Origin of the sequence: Algoriphagus sp. AGSA1 (assembly GCF_021390545.1) — a bacterium.
Taxonomy (GTDB): Bacteria; Bacteroidota; Bacteroidia; order Cytophagales; family Cyclobacteriaceae; genus Algoriphagus.
Genome location: NZ_JAJUWR010000002.1, coordinates 174883 through 199780 on the forward strand (window position 1 = coordinate 174883; position 24898 = coordinate 199780).

The window sequence follows — 24898 nt, forward strand, 5'->3', positions numbered from 1 at the left end:
AGCTGAGCGGTGGAGGATCTAATAAGCTCGTAAATCGTAGATTACAAGTCGTAAATCAATCCTGCTGTTTCTTCCCAAACTCCTTGGGATATTCCACACTTGCAGCGATAGCCAAAGCGGGAATCATAGCTATCCCTACCCATACAAAGAAACCTGTATAGCCCAGCCATTCTTGGATATAGCCAGAAGCCATTCCTGGCAGCATCATGCCCATAGCCATAAAACCTGTTGCCAGTGCATAATGTGAGGTTTTGAATAGCCCTTCGGCCAAGTATATCAGAAAGATCATATATGCTGCGAATCCAAAACCATATCCAAACTGCTCGATCACAACCACAGTGCCAGCGAAGAATATGTTGTCCGGCTGGAAATGTGCCAATCCAATGTAGAGCAGATTAGGGAGATTGAGCGAGAGTGCCATGGGAATCATCCATTTGCCTAATCCATGACGGGAAATGGCAATCCCCCCGAGAATCCCTCCCAATAGTAGTGCAATTACGCCTATGGTACCATATAAAAAGCCTACTTCAGAGGTGCTTAACCCTAGACCTCCTGTTTGTCTGTCTTCCAGCAAAAATGGTGATGCCATTTTCACCAACTGGGATTCCCCAAGTCTGTATAAAAGGACAAAAGCGAGAGAAATCCCTATGTTTTTTTTGGTGAAAAAGGTGCTGAAGACCTTTCCGAAGCTTGCTTCGCTTTTAGTTTTTGGAATAGTTTCTTCCTCTACTTTTGGTGTGGCTAATGAATTGATCAATGTCAACAATAGCATCAGTAACGCTACAGTAGTCATCGTATAGGACCACGCTTTACCGGTATCGCCCAAGTTAGTCTCCAGATATCCGGCTATCATTACGATCAACCCTTGCCCAGTTATCATCCCGATTCTAAAGAATGTGCCCCTCAAGCCTACAAAGAAAGATTGTTGTTCGGGCTTTAATGCAATGAGATACATGCCATCTGAGGCTATGTCGTTGGTGGCTGAGGCAAAGGCTCCCATCCAGAAGAATGCAAGTGTGATGAAGAAAAATTGGTTTCCTGCGGTAGTTAGTCCCACTCCAAAAAATACCAGTGAAAGTATCAGCTGCATCGATAAAAACCATTTCCGCTTGGTCCCAAAGAGATCCACTATGGGACTCCAGATGGGTTTGATCACCCAGGGTAAATACAGCAGGCTGGTGTACAGGCCAATATCAGAGTTTGAAACCCCGAGTTTTTTGTACATGATCACCGAAACTGAGATGATGATGATGTAAGGTATCCCCTCTGTCAGGTACAAGGAAGGAACCCATAGCCAAGGACTTTTATTGGGGATTTTGTTCATGAGTTACTGATCAGATTTCTGTAAATGCTGATTTCAGACCCATCTATAGTTTTGGCATTGACTGTTTTTTCATAGAATTCAGCCGGGCCAACTCCCCCTATAATAGCATATACATAGCCCATTTCCCTCATGGATTCCAGTGATTTTATCAGTAGGATTTTGCCGATTCCTTTACCGCGTTCGGACTCCAGTGTTCCAGTGGGGCCAAAGAAATTCCTTGCTGTACTTTCATGGCAGGCAAATCCTAAAATATCGTTTCCTCTTTGCGCCAGCCAACATGATACAGGTTGTCTGGAAAAAGCAACCTCAGTTTCGGATTTCCAATATTCCCCGAAATGCTCCAAAACCCAAGCACACAGCAAATGCTTCTCAGGTGCTATAGCTTTCCGGAAAACAATGTTTTCTTTCTTCAATAAAACTGCCTCCTCATTGGAAACTTCCGGCAAATCGATCAGTCGAACGAGCATGTCTTTCATGGATTCCAGTTATGGGATTTGATACACTTGATTTTGTACGATTCTGCCATAATGGTCTATCCAACGAATGGCTAAGTATTTAGTGTTTAGGCTTTTTACCTCCAGGGATCTGGTACGCAAGCCACCCACCCAGACAGGATGTATTGTGGACTCAGCCAGCTGACTGAGCTCGTTTGCTCCCTGGATAAGTGCATAGCGAATTGCGGGGTCCAGGGGATTGGCCATGCGGATTGTTGTCAATTCAGCGTTGGCTTCCACATTGAACACTACAGGAGTATCGATGATGGAGGTGCCGATAGGCTGAAATGATGGAGGTAAAGTAGGCTCATTATATAATTCACCTTTTAGCAATTGTGCCACATCCTGATTCTTGATTTTCATGGATTTCGCTGAAAAAAAAGCATTCCCCTGAATTGTGGGCAACGTTCTGGTATAGGATATTTGGTTGTTGATTTCCTTTGGGTTCTGCCAAGCTACATCCGAATCCTCCCTGATCTTGTAAGGGCCGTTTCCTATGTAAATATTCGTGTTGTAGTGGTTTCTTGCCCACCAGTCATTTAGGATTCTATGGGAGGCTAACTTATGTTCCATGCTCCAGTAAAGTTGGGGAACCATGTAATCTACCCATCCGTTTTTCATCCACAGCAATACATCTGCATACAGGTCGTCATAATTGGTCTGCCCAGCACGGGTAGGGGAGCCATTTGGGTCCTTGTCTTGATTTCTCCACACCCCAAAAGGGGATATTCCAAACTGAACCCAAGGCTTACTTTGCTTGATTGTCTGATTCAGAGCCAATATTAATTGATTGACATTTTCTCTCCTCCAGTCATCTTGAGATTGACCCGGTTTTTTGTATTTGTTATACGTGTCCCTATCGGGAAAATCCAGTTTTGCTACTTTATAGGGATAGAAATAGTCGTCAAAGTGAATGGCATCAATATCATAGTTGTCCACAATTTCCTTGATTACAGCAAGTAAGTGGGCTTTTACTTCTGGCAAACCAGGATTGTAATAGTATTTAGTGTCGTATTTCAGCATCCAATTCCGGTGCTTGTTGTAATCATGTTCAGGGCTGAGATCGGTAGTGTTTAGATTCATCGTGGCGCGATAGGGATTTAGCCAGGCATGAAATTCCAAGCCCCTTGCATGCGCTTCCTGTATCATCCACGTGAGCGGATTTTCATTGGTATTTGGAGCTTTGCCTTGTGTTCCCGTGAGGTATTTGGACCAGGGGGCAAGGTTGCTGGGGTAAAAAGCATCTCCCGCAGTACGTATTTGTACGATTACAGCATTGAAATTGAGGTTTTTGTAATAATCCAATATGTCCAGAAAGTCCCTTTTTTGTTTCTCATAAGCATCAGTAGGTGAGATCGGCCAATCTATATTAGCGACCGTGGCTATCCAGACTCCTCTGAATTCCCTGGGCATTTCAGGCATTTGATAATTCAGTGGTTGTAGGGCTACAGGAGCCATGGGGAGCTTTTTTACAGGAAGGCTGGCCCCTGGGCTTGTGCTTGGAGTAGTATTTATAGTACCGGAAGGTTGGGGGCCGGTAGTGATGTTCTTTTTGGATTTACATGCGGAAAATAACAGGCCAATAGCCAAGGCGAGAAATAAATACCTTGAAAGGGATTTCATAGTTGGGGTAATCAAAGCGTTGGTACAGGTTTCAGATTTAAATCTTCCAGGTTTTTTCGGAGTTTTTTCATGAAGGAATCTCCAGGATCAGTTTTTATGGTACGATAGTCTGGGTTCGCTTCTTTCCAAAGCTCAGTGGTTTGAAAATTTTGGTACTCATGATGGCCGATGACATAGTCGATTTCATACTTGCTTTTTAAATATCTAACAAGCTCTTCGTTGGCTTTCAGCTGCTGTTTGGTCAACGGCATTTTATCACTACCTATATTCTCTACACCGATGGCTAAATAATTCAGTCCAATAGTATGTCTGGCAAATGTAGTGTCCGGCAATAGTCTAAAAATCGTGCCGTCTCTATCTATTAAGAATTGGCTGGATACATTTAACAAGCTTGCCCCGGTCAAATCCTCCCTGCCTGCCAGAGCAGGTGGGTCAAAAACATCAAAGGTAACCTCTATTGTATTGATTGCCGTCCAATGAACCACCACCATTTTGGGTTCAATAGACGCACTTTTTTTGTCAAGTCCATGCCTTTCCTTTAAGTATTGTAATGAAAGTGCTTCTCTTTCACTATTCCAGGTGATTGGCTTTTCGATAATCCGAAAAGTGGATTTTGGACTGCAGGCACTTTGACAAAGCAAAAACACTAAGAGCGTAATGTGGTGCCAATTGAGATGATTCGAATTCAATTTCATAGACAGCTTTTAGCCTGCAAAGGGCAATTATTTATAATATTCCCACTAAACTACCCATAAATATGGAGTTAATGGGAGCGTTTCTAGCTATTTTTTGCCGGAAAACTTCCGCCTGTCCAATTTTTGCAAGTTTTTGCTGTTTTTAGTAGCTTCCCATATTCAACCTCCTTACAACATGCTTAAAGAAGAGAGACAAAAATACATTCTGGACCAGGTTCACCTGCATCACAGAGTTTTACTGAACGATCTGGCTGAGTCCCTGAATGTGTCCATAGACACTGTGAGACGGGATGTGAAAGAATTGGACAAAGAAAAAAAACTCAAAAAAGTACATGGTGGAGCGACATCCTTTGGTTTTATGACATTCACCAAGGATGACGGAAATATCTACCTGAAGTCCAAGAAAATATCCATAGCTGAAAAGACGGTATCACTGCTTACAGATGGTCAGGTCATTTTGATGAGTGGAGGTACCACCAATATGGAGGTGGCAAAGTTAATTCCGAGGAAGTTGGAATTAACAGTCTTTACACCCAGCCTTCATGTGGCTATGGCCCTGCTGGATCATGAAAACGTAGAGGTGATTTTTCTTGGGGGAAAGCTGCTGCATGATGCAAAGTTTGCTGTAGGAGGGACTGTGGTGAATTCCTTGTCACAGCTTCGGGTGGATTTGTGCATACTAGGAACAGGATATCTGGATGCCCAGTTTGGTCTGACTGAATTTGATTGGGAGGTCATACAAGTGAAACAGGCGATGATCAGGGCTGCAAAGAAGACGATCATTCTGACGGTTTCTGATAAGCTGCATTCTGTGCAAAAATTCAAGACCTGTGATATGACGGCAGTTCACACTTTGGTGACAGAACTTGACCCTACAGATCCAATGCTGGATGCATTTCGGTCGTTTGATTTGGTGTTGGTGTGAGGTTAATTTTTAGGTTTTCGAGAAGTGTGAAATACTGCAATTATTAAAATGGAAATGTGATTATCCGCAATGATGCCAGTAACCCTATTCTCTTTGCTTTACTGGACGGAAGACCGAAGACGGGTGACCGAAGTGGCCTTGACGCTGGTGTTTTCCGAATCCTATGATGCTTTTATTGTTTTACTGGCAGAAAGCGGATATACATAAATGGAAATTTCATTTATTTGAAAATGAATACCATATGGAAATTTTTTCAAGAAGTGGATTCTCACATTTTTACGCTTAATTATCTTTTTTCTGTGGGATGTCATGATCGTGGGCGCCGTCTTTACAGCACTCATCCAGCTTGGCATATGCTTTTGGGTCTCTTTTCATAGAGTCAGCATGATAGCCTACCATGGTAATCCGCTTTCTTAGTTTGTCAGGATCCGTTTTAGAATCCAGATAGGCAATATTCAATACCTTGGTATCTAGGTCTAGGTTTACGGATTTCACCCCTTTTTCGAAGGTGAGATCCTTTTCCAAGGTTGCTTTGCACATCTCACAGATGGCGGAGGTTTTGATGCCGATTGTTTTCACCTGTGCCTGGGTCGCAAGAGCGAACGTTGCGATAAAGAGGGTTAATATTAGCTTTTTCATGCGTTTATAATTGTTTTTTTAATGGTAACACCTGCCTGCCGGCAGGCAGGTGGAATCTAGCAGCGTTCATAAACATGCCAGTGTGTGTCGTTATCGACATGCCTGCCTTACCGGTAGGCAGGCTCGATTTCATGGTTTTAGTTAGTTTATTTTATACCTGATTCCAGAGTAAATCACTCTTCCGGCGATTGGCCCCCAAGTCATGGAAGCATCGAAATTTTCCCCGAAAGGGTTCTCTGGATCTGTTATTGGATTTGATTGTTTGAAATTTAATATGTTTTCACCTCCCAAATAAATGCTTCCCCAGCGGAATCCACGGCTTACCTGCGCATTTACCATAAAGAAATCCGGTGATTTTTCCGGTTGTCGGAATTCTGCCGGGCTCTCGCTGGTATTGGGTATACGCATAGGGCCATTCCAGTTTACTGTCAGGTCAGCTTTCCATTTGTCATAGTTTGTAGCGTAAGCTAGATTCATAAAGAAACGATCTCTGCTCTGCAGAGGTATTTGCTGGAGCATACCATTGGTAGTCATTACCATCTCGTAATGCTTGTAAGCAGCTTTGGCTTCGAGCCTCTCCGTCAGTGGATAGCTGGCTTCAATCTGGAAACTTTTTGCAAAAGATCCCTTGTGGAGATTGTTGATCACTAGTAGTTCTGAACTTACGTCCTGGTCATATACCAACTGATTGACAAAGTCCGTGTAGAAATAATCCGCCACGATGTTTAATGCTCGATCATCCAATGCGAAACTACCCGCCAAGCTTATACCGCTATTCCAGGATTCCTCTGGCTTCAGCTCCGCATTGAACACCAATTCTCTGGCAGAAATCCATACAGAGCTGTTTTCCATCAGCGCGTTTGGGGTGCGGTAGCCTTTTCCCACAGATCCTCTCAGCGTCCATTTGGGGACGAATTCCCATCTGGCATGAACTCTCGGAGTGAAATAGGTGCCAAAGAGATTGTGGAAATCCGTCCTGGCTCCTGCTACAAGAGTGATTTTATCATTTGGGATATAGTTATATTCAAAGAACAGCCCAGGGACTTTCTCAGTTCTATACATCACTGTATCAAGGCCTGTCGCAGTATTGGAGTCAAAACTCTCCTCAAAGTCATCATAAAGAAAACTAGCCCCTGTCTTGTATTGGTGAAAACTGGAACCTATAATATTCTGATAGATGAAATTACCATAGGCGGTTTTTTCTATACCGCTATAAATTCTTCTTCCCGCACCTCCGCTGAAGTCCTGGTAGGAAAGTGAATATTGGAATCCCCAGCTTTGGGTCGGTTTATCCGGATATATCATTCCCAGCTTACCAAATACCTCAGCTTTTCTGGTGTCCATTTGGTAGCCATACATACTACTTGTAGCCAGATCAGAATTAAAACCGAAACCTTTTTGCCCACCGGCATTATCTGACATAAACAAATTCACGCCTACTTGAGCCATTAAGCGATCTCCTTCATACTTGTATCGATTTAGAAAGTTCACTTGTCGTGATTTAGGAAGATCCATGAAGCCGTCGTCATTCCCGTCGATCTCGGAAGCCAACTGACTGGCGTGAAACAAAACACCTGAGCTCCACTTATCATTGATTGGGAGTTGATGATTGGCATTGACTTCTATTCTTCCAAATGAATTTAAGTAGGCGTTCAGGTACCATTTGTCCATTGATTCCGGCTTGAAGAGATCCACATTGATTTGTCCTGTCATGGATTCGTAGCCATTGATTACGGTTCCGGCACCTTTGCCCACATCTATAGATTGGATCCAGGTTCCGGGCACATAAGTCAATCCAAGCCGGGAGTTCAATCCTCGGATATTGGGGATCCCTTCCCTGCTGATCATCACATATCTTCCATCCAACCCCATCATCTGGATCATTTTGGTGCCGGTGACAGCATCTGCATAGGAGACATCCACCGAAGCATTGGTCTCAAAGCTCTCCGACAGATTGCAGCATGCAGCTTTTTGCAGCTCACTTTCTGTGATAAGAATGTTGAGGAATGGAGCCTCTTCAACTATTGATTCGGAGCGTGAACGTACGGTCACCCCTTCCAGGTTTTCACCATTTTCCTGAAGTGTAATGGTCATATGTCTGTCAAATTGAGGGGTGATAGTATCCGCTTCATAGCCCAGATAGGACACAACCAACCGATCTGTAGCTAGTATGTTTTCTAACTGGAAATGACCATTTACATCGCTCACGGCACCATAGGTTTTTTCCAAAACCTTGATGCTTGCCCCGATTAGGGGCTCTTGGGATACTGACTGTACTTTACCATGGACTTTGTGCTGTGCCAAGACCAAAGAAGAAACAATCATGCATCCAATAAATAGGATTATTGATTTCATTAGTTACTGCTTGTTAGGAAATAGATTGCATTTCGCCTAAGGCGAATAAAAATCAAGCAGTTTTTAAATCAGCAGGGATTGATAGAGAATGTTGAGATCAGGGGTAGGCCTTTGGGGAAAAAGACAATCCGAATCAATAAGCTGAATATCTTCTAACTGATGGCCTGGGATAGTCAGCACATAGGCTAATATAAATTCCGGGGAAATCTCGATTTGAAAATCCGCTTTGCCGAAATAATCATCAGACTCTGAGCTGGCGTATTCGTCAAAGCAGCAATCGGGTTCAATAGTCCGACCCTCATCTCCGCAGCATTCTTGCTTTTCCGGTACGATAGTTACCTCTGTGCTTTTTAGTTCATCACCACAATAGTGCGCTGCCAAAGTCAGATTGAACTGACCTGCCAGAAAAAAAAGCAGCATTATGGAGGAAATGAACGATCTCATTAAAACTGTGAAATTTTTTAAGTGTATATCGGATTGCTGAGACGATTATGATTTTCGTGATTGGTACAAAGGTCGCTATTTCTTCATTGAAATAAAAACCCATTTTTCCAACGGGAAACGATAAAATAGGTTTCGGTCTATGTCCTACAGATTTTCTTGAGCTTTTTTCTGTAAGCTAGAGCTATAAGGTCTGGCTGATTATTTGAAATATGGTGGACAAAAAGACCTTTAAATTTGTAATGATTTTAAGCAGTACGAAAAACCTATACAAATTGAGTGAATTTCTTATTCAGAAGACACAGGAGGTGAGAATTTTACTACCGAATTAGGTATTGGTTCTATAGTTTTAAGATATGTATAAATTGCTTTGAGATCATGTTCTTCCATACCGGCATACATCATCCATGGCATGATACTGTTGTATTCCCCAGGAGCCACTTTTGGTAATTGGTACGCTGAGTCAAGGTACTGTTTAAATTTCCTCACAAACATTCCCTCAGTCCAAGTACCAATACCGGATTCAGTATCTTGGGTAATGTTTGAAGAGCGAACCACTGAGCCATCAGGAAAAGCAAATTCACGGCCCCCTGAATACAACTTGTCAGGTAAAATCACGCCTTGCTGATTGATGGGAGTATGGCATTCAGCACAGGAGGCAGCATTGGTTAGGTATTTTCCATATGCTATTAGATCACTTTTCACAGGTTTATCCACCGGTGAGCCGTCTTTAGGAATCGTTTTGAGAATGATGTTAACCGGGAAATCTGCTTTAGACTCAGGAACTTCATTTTCTACAGGTTCCAGACTCCGGACGTAGGCTATGATATCGTAAATATCCTCTGGGTCCATTTTGCCATAATAGGAATAGGGCATCAATGGAAACATTGCCCTTCCCTCATTGGTCACTCCTGTAGTAATCAATCTAAAGAGCTCCCCATCAGTATAATCGGATATTCCTGCTGGGGTAATATTTTTAGCATAAAATATCCCAGGGAATCCCATACTATGATCGAATACATCGCCTCCTGAGCCTATGGTTCCAGGAACTATGGGCCCTGAAAACAAGGAGAAATCCCGGGTGGAATGACAGTCCACACATACGGTCACATGGTTTGCCAGATATGCGCCCCTTGCTACCCGGTCGGGAGTTTTGTCTATAGTCAGGTCGGGCGCAGATTTGACTCTTGGATAGGTGAAACTGACAAATGCGATTCCTATTATGACCAGTAAAACAAGAGCAATCGCTAGGTAGGAGAGAATTTTAAATGCCTTTTTCATGTGTTTATTTTTGATTTTTATAGGTCACATGGAATCTCGCATAGTAGATAATCATCTCTCTATGTGTCGCCTGCGACATGCTTGATTTCATATTTAAAAATTTTTTCTGATATGAAATTTACTTTTTATTGCAATATCTTGATTATAAGTGAGTTAAAATATTTTATATAAAAAGGAATCGTCTTAAAAAATCTTGATTAAATATAATATTACCGCCTAGGCTAGATTTTACTTAAGGGTTTAAATTGTTTTTCAGGTATTTGGATAAAAAAGCAGTGATACCCTTTGACTTCATGTTCTAAACATGTTAGTTGCTTTCCGTTGGTTAAGTTTTCAGTGTTTGATTAGAGAGCGCACTTTTCCCTAAACAGTGCTTCTATGGATAGGGAACCCGAAAATTCTGAGTGACCAGTCCATTAAATGTTTTAAAGAATACAAATTTTTGATCGTCATTTAAATAATTATTGGCAGATTTATGCTGTTTTGATGTATAAGCCAATGTTAAGATTTTCAGTGCTTTTCTTTCTTATATTTTTCTGCTTTGGGATGGTTCCTGCTATTTCCCAATCGGCTAATGAAACTGAAGCTGGACCAAAAATCGGTTTGGTGCTCAGCGGGGGCGGGGCCAAAGGAATTGCACATGTAGGAATACTCAAATCTCTGGAGAAAGCAGGGATCCGACCGGATTATATCGTAGGTACCAGTATGGGGGCAGTAGTTGGCGGGCTCTATTCGTTGGGATACAGTGCGGATCAGCTTGAAGAGATTATAGAAAGTATCGATTGGGGTCTTGTGATCAGTAACCGGGTTAGCTTCAAGGATATTGCTTTCGAGGAGAAAGAATACTACAACAGGTACTTAGTTGAATTTCCTATGGTGGAGGGGAAAATTGCTTTCCCCTCAGGCTTGATAGAAGGTCAGGTGCTATCTGATGTGCTCCACTATTTTACTTGGCCGGCAAATTCCTACAGGAGTTTTGATGATTTCCCAATTCCTTTTCGATGCGTGGCTACTGATATCAGAACTGGCAAAGCAATGGTATTCGATGGAGGGTATCTTCAGGATGCCATCCGTGCTTCCATTGCTATTCCCACAGCTTTTACAGCTTTCCAGTTGGACAGCACATCAGTGGTAGATGGAGGAGTGGTGAATAATTTCCCTGTAGATGTCGTGCGGGAGATGGGGGCTGATATTGTTATTGGGGTGAATGTCAGCTTTGAGGATTTTCAGGAAATTGACGAGCTTGGTGGCTTTGGAGGTATTTTGATGCAGCTGGCAATGGCGCCTTCCTTAAGTGTAACCCAGGCACATATTAATGCCACGGATATTTATATCAAACCGGATCTAAAGGGCTTTTCTACGGGAAGTTTTTCTGCATATAGTGAGATTTTGGAAGTAGGGGTTAGGACAGGAGAGGAATTCTACCCTCAGTTTCAGCATCTGGCTGATAGTCTTGGAAGAAAATACTTTGTTCAAGGATTGAAAGAGGCTAAAGATTCTGTAAGATTGGGAGAGCTTTCGATTGTAGGAAACCGGCTTTTTTCAACAGACTTAATCCGGTCTAAGTTGGATATGAAGGAAGGGGATCAGGTGAACAGGGAAGAACTGGAAGCAGGTGTGCGAAGGGTTTTTGGAATGAATGGATTTTATAAGGTGGATTATACCCTTGAAAAAGGCCTAGAGGATGAATATGATATGAAAATCCGGATCAAGGAAAAACCAAGTACTCTTTTAAGCACTGCTATACATTATGATGACCAGTTTTCTGCCGGAGTGCTTTTAAACCTTACGGCCAGAGATGTGCTGGGACATAATTCCCGTACAGTTTTGTTGGCCGATGTGTCTGAAAATCCTAAGCTGAGACTGGATTATTACAAATACACTGGAGTAAATAAGAATTTTGCTTTTAATTTCCGTGTAAATCACCTCAGACAGCAGTTGCCGATCTATGAAAATGGAGAAGAAGAGCAGGTGGAAATAGGACGGAACACACGAATCGAAATGCAGGTAATTACCACTTCTTCACTAAAGCAGGCATTTTATCTGGGTGGTGTGATGGATCTTAACAGATCCAGGTACAGGTTTTCTGTGTCAGAGGTAGAGAATTTGAAAAGTGCACATCAAAATTTTTTAGGCGGTAGGGGACAGTATTATAGGAATTCCCAGAACGACCGTAATTTCCCCACAAATGGAGCCGAGAGCCTGCTTCAGGCCACACTTCATTTCAAAGACTGGCTTAGAATTAAATTACTTCCTGGAGTAGATTCTGTAAACATCAATTCTGGTACGGGGCCAGTACAAATCCCGGTTAGTTTATTAGATGACTTTGTAAAGGAAATCACCCCTAATCCCTATCTAACTGTTCTTGGTAGGTACACCAAGTTTTTTTCACTAGGATTCAAATGGCAATTAATACCGGAGATTGGGGGGGCAATAGTTTTTTCAGGTGAAGGAGAGGAAAAGATTTTTAGCCAAAACTTTGTTGGCGGCTATCAGAACATTCGATTTACAGATGTCCGATTTCGAGGGTTGAACTATGCGGAAGTGCAGACTAGTAATTACCTGAAGGTTGGAGCGGATTTTCAGTATATCCCCTTTCCAAAGATTTACCTCAGGGCGGGCGCCAACATGCTGGGGTACAGTGAGCACCTTCCCTTCCAGGATCCGGATTTTTTCAATCAGGTATTGCAAGAAGACCATTACTTGGGCTATGGTGCAGACATAAGCTACCAGTCCATACTGGGGCCTATAAGTGCAGGGCTTGGTTCTAATTCCAAAGACCGAAAACTCAGGGCCTATTTTTCACTGGGCTTTTCTTTCAATTATTCAGACAGGTAGGATGGATTTTTAGAACTCAGAACTAGTAATAAGTATGACAAGTAGAAGTCATAAGTAGAAAGATGTTAGAATCAAGAGTCAAGCTTGCCTACTGGAGGTAGGAGCCAAGAAGCAAGGAGCCAGTTTGCTTATCTGGGGTGTGATCGTGATGCTTGATTATGTGGTTAACTTGTGTTGGATCCCATAGCAACCAAGCCATTCACTAGTATCAAAGCCTCTTCCCTCTGCTGTCTTCTATCCAGCAAAGCAAGGAAAATATGCTAACTGGTATCATTGCCGATAATCACATAAAAAAATAAAGCCATTGTCTCCTATGAAGTGAGACAATGGCTTGCTAGTTGACAATCCTAAGGATAAGTTTTAGTTTGATTGATTAACCGGGTCAATTGTTTCGATCGAACCATCTTCCAAGTGTTTTAAAGGTGCCATCTTGATGTTTCTCAGATGTGTCTTCCCGGATAGTTGGGTGTCGTGGTAGAAAATATACCAATCTCCGTCCACTTCCACGATCGAATGGTGATTGGTCCATCCATCCACTGGGTTTAGTACTACTCCCTGATATGTGAATGGACCGTATGGATTGTCAGCTGTAGCATAAGCTATATAGTGCGTGTCTCCAGTAGAATAGGATAGGTAGTATGTTCCATTGTATTTATGGACCCATGCGGCTTCGAAGAACCTTCTGTCATTATCCCCATTCAAAATCGGTGAGCCATTCTCATCCAGGATTTTGATTTCTTTTGGCGTTTCAGCAAATTGGAGCATGTCTGCACTCATTTTTGCGATTATTGGTCCCAAAGCCGGCTGATCATCAGCGGGAAGACCATCAGTAGGGGCTGGCCCTTTATCATCGAATTTATTGTTTCTGTACTTCTGCAGCTGACCGCCCCAGATTCCACCGAAATACATGTAGTAAGACCCGTCAGTATCTTCATATACGGAAGGATCTATGCTATAGCTTCCTTTGATAGGCTCGGGCTGGGCGGTAAAAGGGCCAGTAGGTGACTCGCCCATGGCAACACCGATTTTGAAAATATCATTTTCATCCTTTGCCGGAAAGTATAGGTAATAGTTACCGTCCTTCTCTGCTGCATCAGGTGCCCAAAGTTGTCTTTTAGCCCAAGGAATATCATCTACGCCAAGGACTTTACCTGCATCCACTATAGGCGAGCTGGGCGAATCCATAGAGTAAACATGGTAATCCATCATGTTGAAATGTGCTCCAAGATCATCTTCTGGCACCTCGGACTCTACATCGTGAGAAGGGTAGATGTATATTTTTCCGTCAAAAACATGGGCAGAGGGATCCGCCGTGTAATGGTCAGAAATCAAAGGTTGCGAAAGATACTTGGAAGCGATGCTGTCGGTTACCTCCGTTTCTGGGACTGTTTCGTTCGTTTCGGTTGTTTTGCTACAGGATGCCAACAACACGACGGCGCAACAAGCCGGAACTAGGTTAAATAGGTTTTTCATGTGTTTATAATTGATTTTTAATGGTCACACCTGCCTGCCGGCAGGCAGGTGGAATCTCGCATGGCTTATAATCATCACAATGTGTGTCGCTCTCGAGATGCTCGATTTCATAAATAGGTTTGTTTGTTAAATACTTCAAGATAATTTGAAATTTGGATTATTCTATCATTTACAGGGAAAAACTAGGGTTTTAGAAAGTGATGCTTCAGGAAAATCCGTTGAAATAGTTGTTTTACCTTTTGAGTATTACCCAAGTAGCGGTCCATACTTTTCAGTATATTAGGAATTGATATACCCAATCTAACCTATTTATGAACCGAAGAAAATCCCTCAAAATCTTAGGTGGGACTGCAGTTGGAATTGCAGGGCTGGTGCTGGCAGACTGGAAATGGCAGCTGCTGGATGGCATGGGCCACACAGGCTTTTTTTCCGCAAAGGAAGAAAAACTCATTTCTGCAATCGCTGATACTATTATCCCTTCAGGCTTACCTCCAAAAATCCCCGCTCCTGATGTCGAGCCAATCGGTGCAATCAGCACAGGTACAGATATTTATATGATTAGTCTTTTTGAGCATTGCTATGAGAAGGAAGATCAGGATCAAATCAAATTTCAGCTTTCGATATTGGATAAGAAAGGCTTTTTAAAAAGTTCTAAAGAAGAACGCGAATCCTTACTGCTGCAGTTGGCTTTGTCGGAATCCGAATCAGACAATGCCTTTTTTGACATGGTGAAAACGGAATGCATTTTAGGGTTTACCACTGCCAAAGAAGTATTGGTGGATTATGGCAATTACAAAGTAGCTCCTGGGTTTTATCACGGGTGTGTAGATCTTCCCCTTCAAGCCTGATACGACATGCTACAAGATTCAAAAGAGAAAAGAACCTATGACGCGATTGTGATAGGTTCTGGTGCCAGCGGAGGCTGGGCAGCCAAAGAATTAACAGAAAAGGGATTGAAAACACTTGTTCTTGAACGTGGCAGGATGGTAAGGCACATTGAAGATTACCCGACTGCTTCCAAAGCTCCATGGGAATTCGAATTTCGTGGTGCTGTACCGTTGGAGAGAAGATCAGGAATGGGGGGGAGCCGGTGGCTGAGGGAGGAGACTGCGCATTGGGCTTTGGCAGAGGATGAGCAGCCTATCATACAGGAAAAGCCCTTTCGTTGGTTTCGGGGCTATCATGTAGGGGGGAAGTCCCTGCTCTGGGCCAGGGCAACCCAGCGATGGAGTGATTTTGATTATGAAGGCCCTATACGGGATGGATTTGCGGTGGACTGGCCGATCCGCTATAAGGATATAGAACCTTGGTATGCTTATGTGGAAAAATTTGCGGGTATAGCTGGCAACAAGGATGGCTTGGCCGAGTTACCGGATTCCGATGTGATGCCAGGGTTTGAATTGAGCTGTATTGAGAACTATTACAAGGAGCAGCTGGCTGCTAATTTTGACAACAGGTATCTGATCCAGGGGAGATGTGCACACCTCACAGATCCTCAGGAAATCCACAGACAACAAGGAAGAAATAAGTGCCAGCATCAGGCCATGTGCAACCGGGGTTGTGTTTACGGGGGCTACTTTTCCTCTAATGCCTCTACTTTGCCATGGGCAGAAAAGACGGGGAATTTGACAGTCCGTCCCGATGCAGTAGTGGAGTCCATCATCTACGATGATGCTAAAGGCAAAGCGACAGGTGTACGGATCATCGACAGAAATACCAAGGAAGCGATAGAGTTTTATGCGAAAATCATCTTCGTAAATGCCTCTACTATTGCCTCCAATGCTATTCTCCTCAATTCTAAATCATCTACTTTTTCTGAAGGAATAGGAAATGAAAATGGACTGATGGGTAAATATTTGGCTTGCCATAATTACCGTGGTAAAGGAAGCGCAAGCTTCGAGGGTTTTTTGGACAAATTCAATGACGGAAGAAATCCGGGGCATGCCTATGTGCCTAGATTCAGGAATGTTTTCCGGCAAGACACAGATTTTCTCCGAGGATATTCGATAGGAATGTCAGGAGGTAGAGCTTTAGGCTCAGATACCAGCATGATCGGCGATCAGCTTCGGGATAATCTTCTGAACCAACAATACGGAGTCTGGCATATGGCTTCCTGGATGCAGGGAGAAACTGTGCCTGTGGAGGATAATCACATGCGGCTCAGTACTGATCAGGTGGATAAATATGGTATTCCCCAGATTATCCTGTCCGTGGAGTGGAAAGAAAATGACGATAAAATGGTAGTGGATTTTGTGGAGCAGCAGACATTGATGTATGAGAAAGCTGGATTTACCCACATCAAGGTAGAGGATTCTCATGCTGATCCGGGCTCGGATATCCACGAGATGGGTGGGGTACGAATGGGACATGACCCCAAGACTTCTCTGCTGAACAAATACAACCAGCTCCATCATTGCAAAAATGTCTTCGTCACTGACGGAGCTTGCATGACCAGTACCAGTACGCAAAATCCTACGCTGACCTTTATGGCTTTGACTGCACGGGCTGCAAATTATGCCGTGGATGAGCTGAACAGGCGAAATTTATAAGTATGTCTTGTCCTTAACCATTGAGACTGAGAATTCTATCAACGACTCCATTACTAGTTTCCCATCCTATTTATTAAATCACATTCAATGAAAAAACTAAATTTATTTTTCCTTTCCATACTTCTGAGCAGTATAGTTCCTATCCTCGCTTTTGCCCAGCAACAAGGCGACCCACTGCTTCAGGTTCCTTTGGGCGTGCAGTCCTATTCCTTCCGGAATCATTGGGAAAACGGAGTGGAGGCTACGTTAGATATCATCCAGGAATTGGGATTCAAAGAGCTGGAAGGCGGAGCACCGAAAGGTATGTCTGCCGAGGAATTTGTAAAGCTTTGCAAAGAGAGAGGGATCAGTATTCCATCAACAGGGACAGGATTCGAAGCCTTGGAGGCAGATCCCCAGCAAGTGGCTGATAAGGCGAAGGCTTTGGGAGCAAAGTATGTGATGGTAGCATGGATCCCACATGATGGTGACTTCACCAAAGCAAATGCTGACCGCGCTATCAAGGCATTTAATGAAGGAGGGAAAGTGCTGGCAGAGAATGGCATTATCTTCAAATATCATGTTCACGGCTATGAATTCCAGCCATATCAAAAGGGGACTTTATTTGACTACATGGTTGAAAATACGGATCCCACATACGTTTCTTTCCAGATGGATGTGATGTGGACGCATTTTGGAGGTGCTGACCCGGTAGCTTTATTGAAGAAATACGGTGATCGTTGGGTCTCTCTTCATCTGAAAGATCTTAGAAAGGGCGCACCTAAGGATATGACCGGACTGACTGGTCCAGAAAATGATGTTGTCCTCGGTACTGGAGAATTGGATCTACCGGGAATTTTGAGAGAGTCAAACAAAATCGGGATCAAACATATGTTTTTAGAAGACGAAAGCGATGAGGAATTGGAAAATCTCCCGAAAAGCATTGCCTACCTGAAGAGCTTGAAGTATTGAAGATTACTGTTGATTAAAGCATTTTATCACATATTGAACAAAAACCAGACTAATTGGGGGCTAGTCTGGCTCTTGTTTTTATTGGATACTTGGAAAAATCTATGCAGTAAGTGATTTTCTCCTTCTTTTAGAAATGTAGATTACTTAATCGTTAGTTTTTTAAACTCTCGGGTAAGGTTGGTCAGCGACTCTTCCACCCCCATCCTTTCCAGTGAAGAAGCACCGACGAAGCCATGCACATCAGCTTTGTCCAATATCACCCGCACATCATCCGGGGTGTTGATAGGGCCGCCATGTGCCAGAAAGAATAAGTGCGGATTGACAGCTTTGGCAGCGGCTACGATTTGGTTTGTTCTTTCTATAGCCTCATCCATACTGCAGCTCGCTCCGGTGACGCCGATAGAGCCGCCCACTGTGGTGCCCACATGGGAAATGATGGCATCCGCACCGGCTTCGGCCATCTGTCTTGCTTCATCTGCCGTCGCCACATAGACGATGGAGAACAGGTCCATTTTATCTGCTATACGCACCATTTCCACTTCTTTGTCGAATCCCATTCCTGTTTCTTCCAATACCTGTCGGAAATGACCGTCAACTATGGAGTGGGTAGGGAAATTGTTGATCCCGGAAAAGCCCATTTCCTTCACTTTCAATAGATGATGCCAGATTCTTCTGCGTGGATCAGATCCATGCACTCCGCAGATCACCGGGATTTCTTCCACTATGGGAAGTACTTCAAATTCCCCGATTTCCATGGCTACGGCATTGGCATCGCCATAGGCCATCAATCCAGCTGTGGAGCCATGCCCTGACATCCTGAATCTCCCAGAATTATAAATAATCAGGAGATCGGCTCCTCCTTTTTCAATGAATTTGGCAGAAATGCCTGTGCCCGCACCTGCTGCAATGATGGCTTTCTTCTGGGTCAAGGTTTCTTTGAGTCTGTCTCTTACTTCCTGTCTGGTGTAGGGGTTTCCCTTTCCTGTCCATGGATTTGGCATAGTTTCTAATTTTTATTTTTCTATTTTTTCTATTTTTCCCGCAGATAATCGCAGAAAAAGAGGGGGATTTTCGCTGATTAAGACTGTCCTTCTTCTAAAGTTATCCTGCTTCTCTAGTAGCTGAATGTAGCTTACAATCTTGCCCCCTCACCTTACCAAGGTCTCGGTCTGTGTACTCACAGACCGAAAAATCTATCACTCAATCATCTCAAGCAATCTCTCCACCGCTGCCCTGGCAAATTCCTTTTCGTTAATATGAAAAGGCAAGTTGATAAAAGGTATCCCGGATTTCAAGTTTTCCTGAATGGATTTAGAAAGCTCTTCATTTGATTTAGGATTATGAAAAACATTCCCTTCCGCATCAATTTGGGATATTCCTTTTTCCGGGAAAAGAACGGCTACCTCTCCGGGGGATTGATTTAGCTTCCCTGCCAAAATCTTGCCCAAATCTCGGTTTTCTTTTTCATTGGTTCGCATCAGCGTGACGGTCGGTACCCAAGCATACAATTGACGGTTTTTATACTTCTCCGGCACAGAATCCATAGTCCCAAAATTAACCATATCCATACAGCCGGGCACAACCACCTGAGGAATTCCCTGTTTCCCCGCGGCTTCCAGCCGGCTAGATCCGGCACTGCAAATACCACCACAAAGCTCATCCGCCAATTCGGTAGTGGTAATGTCCAAAATACCCGAAAAACATCCTTCCAGAGTAAGGCTTTCCAAGGCTTTTCCACCCACACCATTGGCATGGAAGTTCATTACTTCGTAGCCTTTCGCTTCCAGCATTTGGGTACAGTAGTCCACACAAGTGCTGGTGTTTCCAAACATACTGATTGCTATCCGCTTGGTATTGGTTGTTGCTTGTGGGATTTGTACTCTGCTCATGGCTACCAGCGCTGCGGCGGCTTGCTGTATGATGGGCTTGATAATACTATTCAACGCTGCCACATCCACGACTGATGGCATTAGTAAAATATCCTTAACTCCGATTAGATCTGATAGATCTTTGCTGGCAAGTGTGGAAATGCAGATTTTCGGCAATCCCAAGGGTAGGAATTGCATAGCCTTCAGCGTGACATAAGTACCACTTCCTCCACCCATGCCGATGACAGCATCAAATTTATTTTGCCGATGAAGATTGGCTAAAATTTTTGCCGCACCATGCCCCATGATATCCATGGCATAGCCCCGGTCGTTTTTTATCCTCACTGCTTCTAACTTTTCTCCTGCGGCTTCACAGATTTCCGCTGTTTTTATATCGACAGGAAAAAGCTCTGTCGAACCTAAGACCCCTACATTCACTGCCAATACCTTGGCTCCTTCAGCCAACAGGCAGTCTCGCAGGAAAGCGAAAATTTCACCTTTCGTGTCAAAACAGCCAAGCATTAGAATGGTAGGTTTTTGGGTCATTTTACATTCAATTGTTTATTATTTAGTTTCGGTCTGTGTCACTGAGCTAGACCACATACCAATCTATAATGGAGCGGTTTCATAGTCAGGTTTTCCTGTCTGGTTGAGCGAAGACGAAACCTTCTAATATTTAAGTATCCAAACTTACTCCTTTGACTCAGTCTTATGGTTTGTCTCCGCCGATGGGTGTAGAAAGCGAACCACTTCCTACAACTTTCTTCCGACATTTGATTCTTGGTTCTTGGTTCTAAAATCTATCTTCCGTCTCCTGTCTACCGTCTTCCATCTCTTTACTTCACTTCAAGAAATTTAAAACTGCCTTTCTTCACTTCCAAAACATCAGGTTCATTTCCGTTTGATTTAAATTCCAGTTCGATCAAGGCAGTTTTTCTCGGAGACACTTTCTCGTCAGAATTATGGGTATGAAGAACGTAACGGAGCTTGCCTTTGGCATCCACAAATACATCGCCATGGCCGGAACCATTGATCCCAGCGTCGGTTTTGTCGAAAATCGGATTAGTTGGACTCTTCCTCCATGGTCCCATCGGGCTTTCACTTACCGCATAACCTACTGCATAGTCGGGATTTCGGAAATCATTGGCGGAATAGATGAAGTAATACAATCCCTTGTGCTTGATGATTGTTGGGCCTTCGGATACAGTCCATTCCACGTTTTGGGTGTTTTCCCAAGGTTCTTCCGCATGGAAACAGTATGTTAGGGTTTCTTCCTTGATACCGGAGAAATCATCCTTCATTTCGGCAACAAATAAGCGGTTTCCTTCTTTAAGACGGACATGGTACAAATATTTTTTTCCATCCTCATCTATGAAAATATAAGGGTCAATCTGCTTTACAGGAGCTTCCAGGTCTTTCTTTTCTGCTTGTGTGAAAGGACCTAATGGACTATCTGAGGTTGCGATAGCAATATGTTCGTTGGCAGTGTATGCCATGTAGAATTTTCCCTCATACTCAAAAACCTGCGGAGCCCAGAAGCCTTTGTCACCGTATGATTCTCCTTTTCGCAGGGCAAACCCATCATTCTTTTCCGATTTCTTCCATGATTTAAAATTTTTGGAAAAATAAACCTCAAAGCCTTGATTGCTGTCTTTTCCACTAGTGCCATACAAATAGTATGTGTGATCGTGGTAGAAGATCGTAGGATCAGCTAGGAGAATTGGTTCTTTTTTATCAATTGGAAAAAGGCTTAGACCAAACCAAAATACTGTGATGAGGAGGTGGGTGAAATTCATGTTTTAAGGGTTAATGATCTTAGCTTTTCCAAAGTTTTAAACGTTGGAAAAGCTATATTTTTAAGTTTAGTTCTATCACCTCAGTCTGTGACCTCACAGACCGAAATAGGTTGAGCGGGCTGATAGGGTACAGACCATGAAAACTAGAATTTAAAGTCTAGCTACCAAAATGCCTTTTATAAAAAGCCAAGCCTTCACGTGCCAATGCATCAGGGCTAGCGGCCAGCGGCCGCCAGATGCAGGTGGCTTTCGCCATTTCCTTGGATACCGCACCGAATGTCTCGATCACTATCGCACCTTCATAGCCAATTTCCACTAGGGCTTCCTTGATCTCATCCCAGGCCAGATTTCCCGTACCGGGTGTGCCCCGGTCACTTTCATTTCCCTGCACATGACAGAGCAGTTCCTTACCGACTTTTCGGATGGAGGCAGCGATGTTTTTCTCTTCAATGTTATTGTGAAAGGTGTCCAGCTGGATTTTCAGATAGGGAGATTCCACAGCTTTCACGATATCCAGTGCCTGATCCACGGTGTTGACCATGTCACTTTCGAAACGGTTGAGCGGCTCCAATCCTAAGGTGATTCCATGCTCTTCAGCGGTTTTACATGCCTTTTTCAGGTTAGTCACACACCAGTCAAATTCCAGCTTCTTTTGCTCGGCTGAGATAGAACGTAGCTTACCCACAGCTGAATAAAGCGGTCCACCAAACAGAGGGCTTCCCATTTGTGCCGCAATCTTAATGGAATCCTCGATATACCGCAGTCCATTGGCACGGATAGCAGGATTCTCGCTGGAGATGTCCCGCTCAGCTCCAAAAGCCCCACTTATGCTGACTTTCAGGCCTAATTCGTCGGTGAGTTTTTTCAGCTCATCCCAGTCCACTAAATCTTTATTCTCTACAGGAACCTCTATGATGTCAAATCCCAATTCTTTTACCTTGTGGACGAGGTCAAAAGAATGGGTACCGAAAGGCGATACCCATAAAAACGTGCTTACTCCAAATTGCATGGCGAATCAATCAAAGGTTGGAACCTGGATTCTCTCTCCGCCTTTCATGGCAGATTCATGTGCGCAAATACCGGCACAGGTATAGTTGGCAGCAATGGCGGCATCTACTGCAGAATCACGGCCTTCCACGATGGCTGCGACGAATTCCTGCACCAAATGCGGGTGAGACCCTCCATGACCAGCTCCCTGAAGGAAAGAAACATGGTTTGGATCATCAATGGTTTGTCTTTTTGTAAAATGCTTGATCGGCTCGATCAGCAGCTCGTCAGTGTCAGGCACATCGATTCTCCGGGCATTTTCCCCACCATCAAAGATTACATGGCTTTCATCTTCCAGCTGTTCCCATTCAAAGGACATTTTGGTACCATATACATCGTAGGACTCACGATACTGACGTACCACGTCAAAAAGGGAACGGGTAGCTTCGGCGATGACATCGGAGTTATTCAGGGTGAAAGTGGCGGTTTCCATTGCGAAAGGAGATCCATAGCGACTCGCTAAATCCTCGCTCAGGCGTCCGGAGCCATGACAGACAACTGTTTCGGCTTTGGTATTGTTGATTCTGAGCAGCGGGGAAATCGCATGTGTGCCGTTCAGCATAGGCGGAAAACCTTTCCAGTATTCATCCCAGCCCGGCATGCTCATGTCCTGGATATGTGAGCCCCTTACCATCTGGATTCTGCCCAGTTGTCCTGTCTCGGCCAGCTTTAATCCATACAGAAATTCACGCGTGTAAAGGGCGGTTTCCATCATCATATAGACTTTACCGGACTTTCTTTTCGCATCTACGATCGCCGCGCAATCCTCCTTGGTCATCGCCATAGGAATAGTGCAAGCGGTGTGTTTATTGGCATTAAGTGAAGCCAGTGTCATGCGGGCATGATCCGGTACGGGAGTCACGATGTGGATCGCATCTACATCCTCACGCTTAGGCACATCATCGAAATTAGTAAAGCAGAGGTTGCGGTCAAGGTTAAACTTGGTTGCCAATTCATCTATCGTTTTTGGATTTCTGGTGCAGATTCCAACAGCTTTGATATTAGGATGTGCTTGGTAAATAGGGATAAACTCTTTGCCGAAACCCAGTCCGACTATCACTACGGTGATTTGCTTTTGACTCATTTTTGTATGCTTTAGGTTTTTGATTTATTGCTTGAAAAGGTGAGATTAATTTGTTTTGAGTTGAGATACCAATCGGCTCAAATGATCCCGGACTGTGGAGCTCCATCTAGCGGAAGACAAGCACAGACTGGGAAGGAATTTGGCAGGGAGCTTTACTTGGCGGCCCATTTTACGGCATTTCTGATCAAGGTCTGATATGGTTCAAATTCGTGGGATGCCGCATCGTGGCCTAGGGCGATCCCCACAATTTTTGCTTTGGGATGCTTCACGATAAAAACGGAAGGAAATGGCTCCTTGCCCTCAGTACTTGCATTGGCCAATACCTCGATTCCGGGGCCATCAGGATCCACTTTCTGATAGTATAACTCATCTTCAAGGGAGAAGTGGGAGGGAACTCCCTTAGTCACAGGATGCTTGATATCGCTGAGGTTGATATCAAATTTGCCATAGCGATCGTGCCCTCTGGAACCACCGCTGACCAGTTCCTTATTGTACTCTGGCCAGTCTCTCCAGCTATACCACATCCCGGCATGAGCGATGATGATTCCCTTGCCGGCATCAGCAAAAGCAAAAATTGCTTCTCGACTGGCAATGTCATTGATAGCCTTGTTGTTGGCGAGAAAAAGAACATCCACACCCTCTAGGTAGTTCTTGATGTTATCCGTATCATCGGTGTAGGTGACTTCAGCCAATCCTTTCATTTCCAGCGTAGCGGCATCCACTTCTTTGTACCATTTATCAAAATCATGGGACGCGTCACCGCCTACCATCAGGACTTTAATCGGCTTCTTTTTCAGAATAGGCTTTTCCTTGTCTTCGGCTGACAGGTTGAATATCAGGCCAAAAGATAGGATAACCCCTACCCCTAGTAGGATAATGGTTTGGAGGTTGATTTTTCGGGTTATTTTCATTGTTAAATGGGTTTGAGTATTGTTAAAACTAATTAGTCACTCAATTTACGGTCAACTTTCCACTTTCATGATACCGTTCATCATGCGCCAGTGGCCTGGAAAGGTGCAGACGAAAGGGTAGTGTCCAGGTTGGGTTGGGGCAGTGAAAGTCAAGGTGTACAATTCCTGAGGCCCGATCATTTTAGTGGAGAAAAGCACCTCCGGAATCTCAGGTACATAGAATTTTTCCGAAGCTTTGGGATCCCTAAGCATAGCATCTGCCGCAGCCCCTACTTTGTCTAGAGTCCCTGGCTTTGTGATCAAAAGATTGTGCTCCATACCATCCAGGTTGTCGATTTCAAGGATGATTTTGTCACTGGCTTTAACGGTGAAGGTGTCCTGATCGAACTTCATCATCTCAGGTACGATTTCCAACAAAATCGTGGTCTCTCGCCTTTCTGCATTTCTTGTTGTAAGACTACTACTTTCTCGTTTTCCTGTAGTTTCTATTGGATTGGTTTCGCAAAGAGCAATCGCTACAGACGGTTTTATTTCTGTGGAGAAATAAAACCAGTTACTAGCTAGCAGCAATGTTGCTATAGGAAATAAGGTTGCTTTGATCATG

The 24898-nt window shown here is 43.8% G+C and carries 22 protein-coding genes; 6 read left to right on the forward strand and 16 right to left on the reverse strand.

What is annotated here, in order from left to right:
- Window positions 1-55: 55 nt before the first annotated feature.
- From LZF95_RS01885 to LZF95_RS01900, 4 genes are read right to left on the reverse strand one after another with little or no spacing between them, the layout of a single operon-like run.
- Window positions 56-1324, reverse strand: coding sequence for an MFS transporter (locus LZF95_RS01885; protein ID WP_233753291.1), 1269 nt, complete (start codon window positions 1322-1324; stop codon window positions 56-58).
- Window positions 1321-1800: a GNAT family N-acetyltransferase gene (locus LZF95_RS01890; RefSeq protein ID WP_233753292.1), complete on the reverse strand. Its 480-nt coding sequence runs from the start codon at window positions 1798-1800 to the stop codon at window positions 1321-1323. Before LZF95_RS01890 ends, LZF95_RS01885 begins: the two co-directional genes overlap by 4 nt.
- A gap of 9 nt (window positions 1801-1809) precedes the next feature.
- The gene (locus tag LZF95_RS01895; protein WP_233753293.1) at window positions 1810-3441 is read right to left on the reverse strand and encodes a glycoside hydrolase family 10 protein; all 1632 of its coding nucleotides are present in this window, start codon (window positions 3439-3441) and stop codon (window positions 1810-1812) included.
- Between the two features lie 11 nt (window positions 3442-3452).
- Window positions 3453-4136 (reverse strand): N-acetylmuramoyl-L-alanine amidase, encoded by a 684-nt coding sequence (locus tag LZF95_RS01900; protein ID WP_233753294.1) that lies wholly within the window; start codon window positions 4134-4136, stop codon window positions 3453-3455.
- A gap of 175 nt (window positions 4137-4311) precedes the next feature.
- Here LZF95_RS01900 and LZF95_RS01905 point away from each other — a divergent pair, with 175 nt between their 5' ends.
- A complete protein-coding gene (locus LZF95_RS01905; RefSeq protein ID WP_233753295.1) occupies window positions 4312-5061 on the forward strand; it encodes a DeoR/GlpR family DNA-binding transcription regulator in 750 nt (249 codons plus the stop codon).
- Between the two features lie 69 nt (window positions 5062-5130).
- Window positions 5131-5268: a hypothetical protein gene (locus LZF95_RS01910; RefSeq protein WP_233753296.1), complete on the forward strand. Its 138-nt coding sequence runs from the start codon at window positions 5131-5133 to the stop codon at window positions 5266-5268.
- Between the two features lie 75 nt (window positions 5269-5343).
- Here LZF95_RS01910 and LZF95_RS01915 read toward each other — a convergent pair whose 3' ends face one another.
- The 4 genes from LZF95_RS01915 to LZF95_RS01930 form a co-directional block, all read right to left on the reverse strand.
- Window positions 5344-5700, reverse strand: a complete 357-nt coding sequence (locus tag LZF95_RS01915; protein WP_233753297.1) for a heavy-metal-associated domain-containing protein — start codon at window positions 5698-5700, stop codon at window positions 5344-5346.
- A gap of 141 nt (window positions 5701-5841) precedes the next feature.
- The gene (locus tag LZF95_RS01920; RefSeq protein WP_233753298.1) at window positions 5842-8055 is read right to left on the reverse strand and encodes a TonB-dependent siderophore receptor; all 2214 of its coding nucleotides are present in this window, start codon (window positions 8053-8055) and stop codon (window positions 5842-5844) included.
- A gap of 63 nt (window positions 8056-8118) precedes the next feature.
- A complete protein-coding gene (locus LZF95_RS01925; protein WP_233753299.1) occupies window positions 8119-8499 on the reverse strand; it encodes a hypothetical protein in 381 nt (126 codons plus the stop codon).
- A 285-nt stretch (window positions 8500-8784) separates the two neighbouring features.
- A complete protein-coding gene (locus tag LZF95_RS01930) occupies window positions 8785-9777 on the reverse strand; it encodes a cytochrome c (protein WP_233753300.1) in 993 nt (330 codons plus the stop codon).
- Between the two features lie 498 nt (window positions 9778-10275).
- Here LZF95_RS01930 and LZF95_RS01935 point away from each other — a divergent pair, with 498 nt between their 5' ends.
- The gene (locus LZF95_RS01935) at window positions 10276-12615 is read left to right on the forward strand and encodes a patatin-like phospholipase family protein (RefSeq protein WP_233753301.1); all 2340 of its coding nucleotides are present in this window, start codon (window positions 10276-10278) and stop codon (window positions 12613-12615) included.
- A 360-nt stretch (window positions 12616-12975) separates the two neighbouring features.
- Here the strand turns inward: LZF95_RS01935 and LZF95_RS01940 are convergent, their stop codons facing one another.
- The gene (locus LZF95_RS01940; protein WP_233753302.1) at window positions 12976-14088 is read right to left on the reverse strand and encodes a glycoside hydrolase family 43 protein; all 1113 of its coding nucleotides are present in this window, start codon (window positions 14086-14088) and stop codon (window positions 12976-12978) included.
- 311 nt (window positions 14089-14399) lie between these two features.
- On the opposite strand from LZF95_RS01940, the gene LZF95_RS01945 reads away from it, so the two are divergent.
- The 3 genes from LZF95_RS01945 (at window position 14400) to LZF95_RS01955 (ending at window position 17588) form a co-directional block, all read left to right on the forward strand.
- The gene (locus LZF95_RS01945) at window positions 14400-14936 is read left to right on the forward strand and encodes a gluconate 2-dehydrogenase subunit 3 family protein (RefSeq protein WP_233753303.1); all 537 of its coding nucleotides are present in this window, start codon (window positions 14400-14402) and stop codon (window positions 14934-14936) included.
- Between the two features lie 6 nt (window positions 14937-14942).
- Complete coding sequence (locus LZF95_RS01950; RefSeq protein WP_233753304.1) at window positions 14943-16637, forward strand: GMC oxidoreductase; 1695 nt, start codon at window positions 14943-14945, stop codon at window positions 16635-16637.
- 87 nt (window positions 16638-16724) lie between these two features.
- Window positions 16725-17588, forward strand: coding sequence for a sugar phosphate isomerase/epimerase (locus tag LZF95_RS01955; protein ID WP_233753305.1), 864 nt, complete (start codon window positions 16725-16727; stop codon window positions 17586-17588).
- A 140-nt stretch (window positions 17589-17728) separates the two neighbouring features.
- Here LZF95_RS01955 and LZF95_RS01960 read toward each other — a convergent pair whose 3' ends face one another.
- The 7 genes from LZF95_RS01960 to LZF95_RS01990 all read right to left on the reverse strand — a co-directional run bounded on the left by LZF95_RS01960 (window position 17729) and on the right by LZF95_RS01990 (window position 24897).
- Window positions 17729-18589 (reverse strand): phosphoenolpyruvate hydrolase family protein, encoded by an 861-nt coding sequence (locus tag LZF95_RS01960; protein ID WP_233753306.1) that lies wholly within the window; start codon window positions 18587-18589, stop codon window positions 17729-17731.
- A 195-nt stretch (window positions 18590-18784) separates the two neighbouring features.
- The gene (locus LZF95_RS01965; protein WP_233753307.1) at window positions 18785-20002 is read right to left on the reverse strand and encodes a Tm-1-like ATP-binding domain-containing protein; all 1218 of its coding nucleotides are present in this window, start codon (window positions 20000-20002) and stop codon (window positions 18785-18787) included.
- A gap of 290 nt (window positions 20003-20292) precedes the next feature.
- Window positions 20293-21252 (reverse strand): glycoside hydrolase family 43 protein, encoded by a 960-nt coding sequence (locus tag LZF95_RS01970; RefSeq protein ID WP_233753308.1) that lies wholly within the window; start codon window positions 21250-21252, stop codon window positions 20293-20295.
- A 157-nt stretch (window positions 21253-21409) separates the two neighbouring features.
- Window positions 21410-22261: a sugar phosphate isomerase/epimerase gene (locus LZF95_RS01975; RefSeq protein ID WP_233753309.1), complete on the reverse strand. Its 852-nt coding sequence runs from the start codon at window positions 22259-22261 to the stop codon at window positions 21410-21412.
- A 6-nt stretch (window positions 22262-22267) separates the two neighbouring features.
- Window positions 22268-23383: a Gfo/Idh/MocA family protein gene (locus LZF95_RS01980; protein WP_233753310.1), complete on the reverse strand. Its 1116-nt coding sequence runs from the start codon at window positions 23381-23383 to the stop codon at window positions 22268-22270.
- Between the two features lie 152 nt (window positions 23384-23535).
- Window positions 23536-24294, reverse strand: coding sequence for a ThuA domain-containing protein (locus LZF95_RS01985; RefSeq protein WP_233753311.1), 759 nt, complete (start codon window positions 24292-24294; stop codon window positions 23536-23538).
- 51 nt (window positions 24295-24345) lie between these two features.
- Window positions 24346-24897 (reverse strand): plastocyanin/azurin family copper-binding protein, encoded by a 552-nt coding sequence (locus LZF95_RS01990; RefSeq protein ID WP_233753312.1) that lies wholly within the window; start codon window positions 24895-24897, stop codon window positions 24346-24348.
- Window position 24898: the final 1 nt, after the last annotated feature.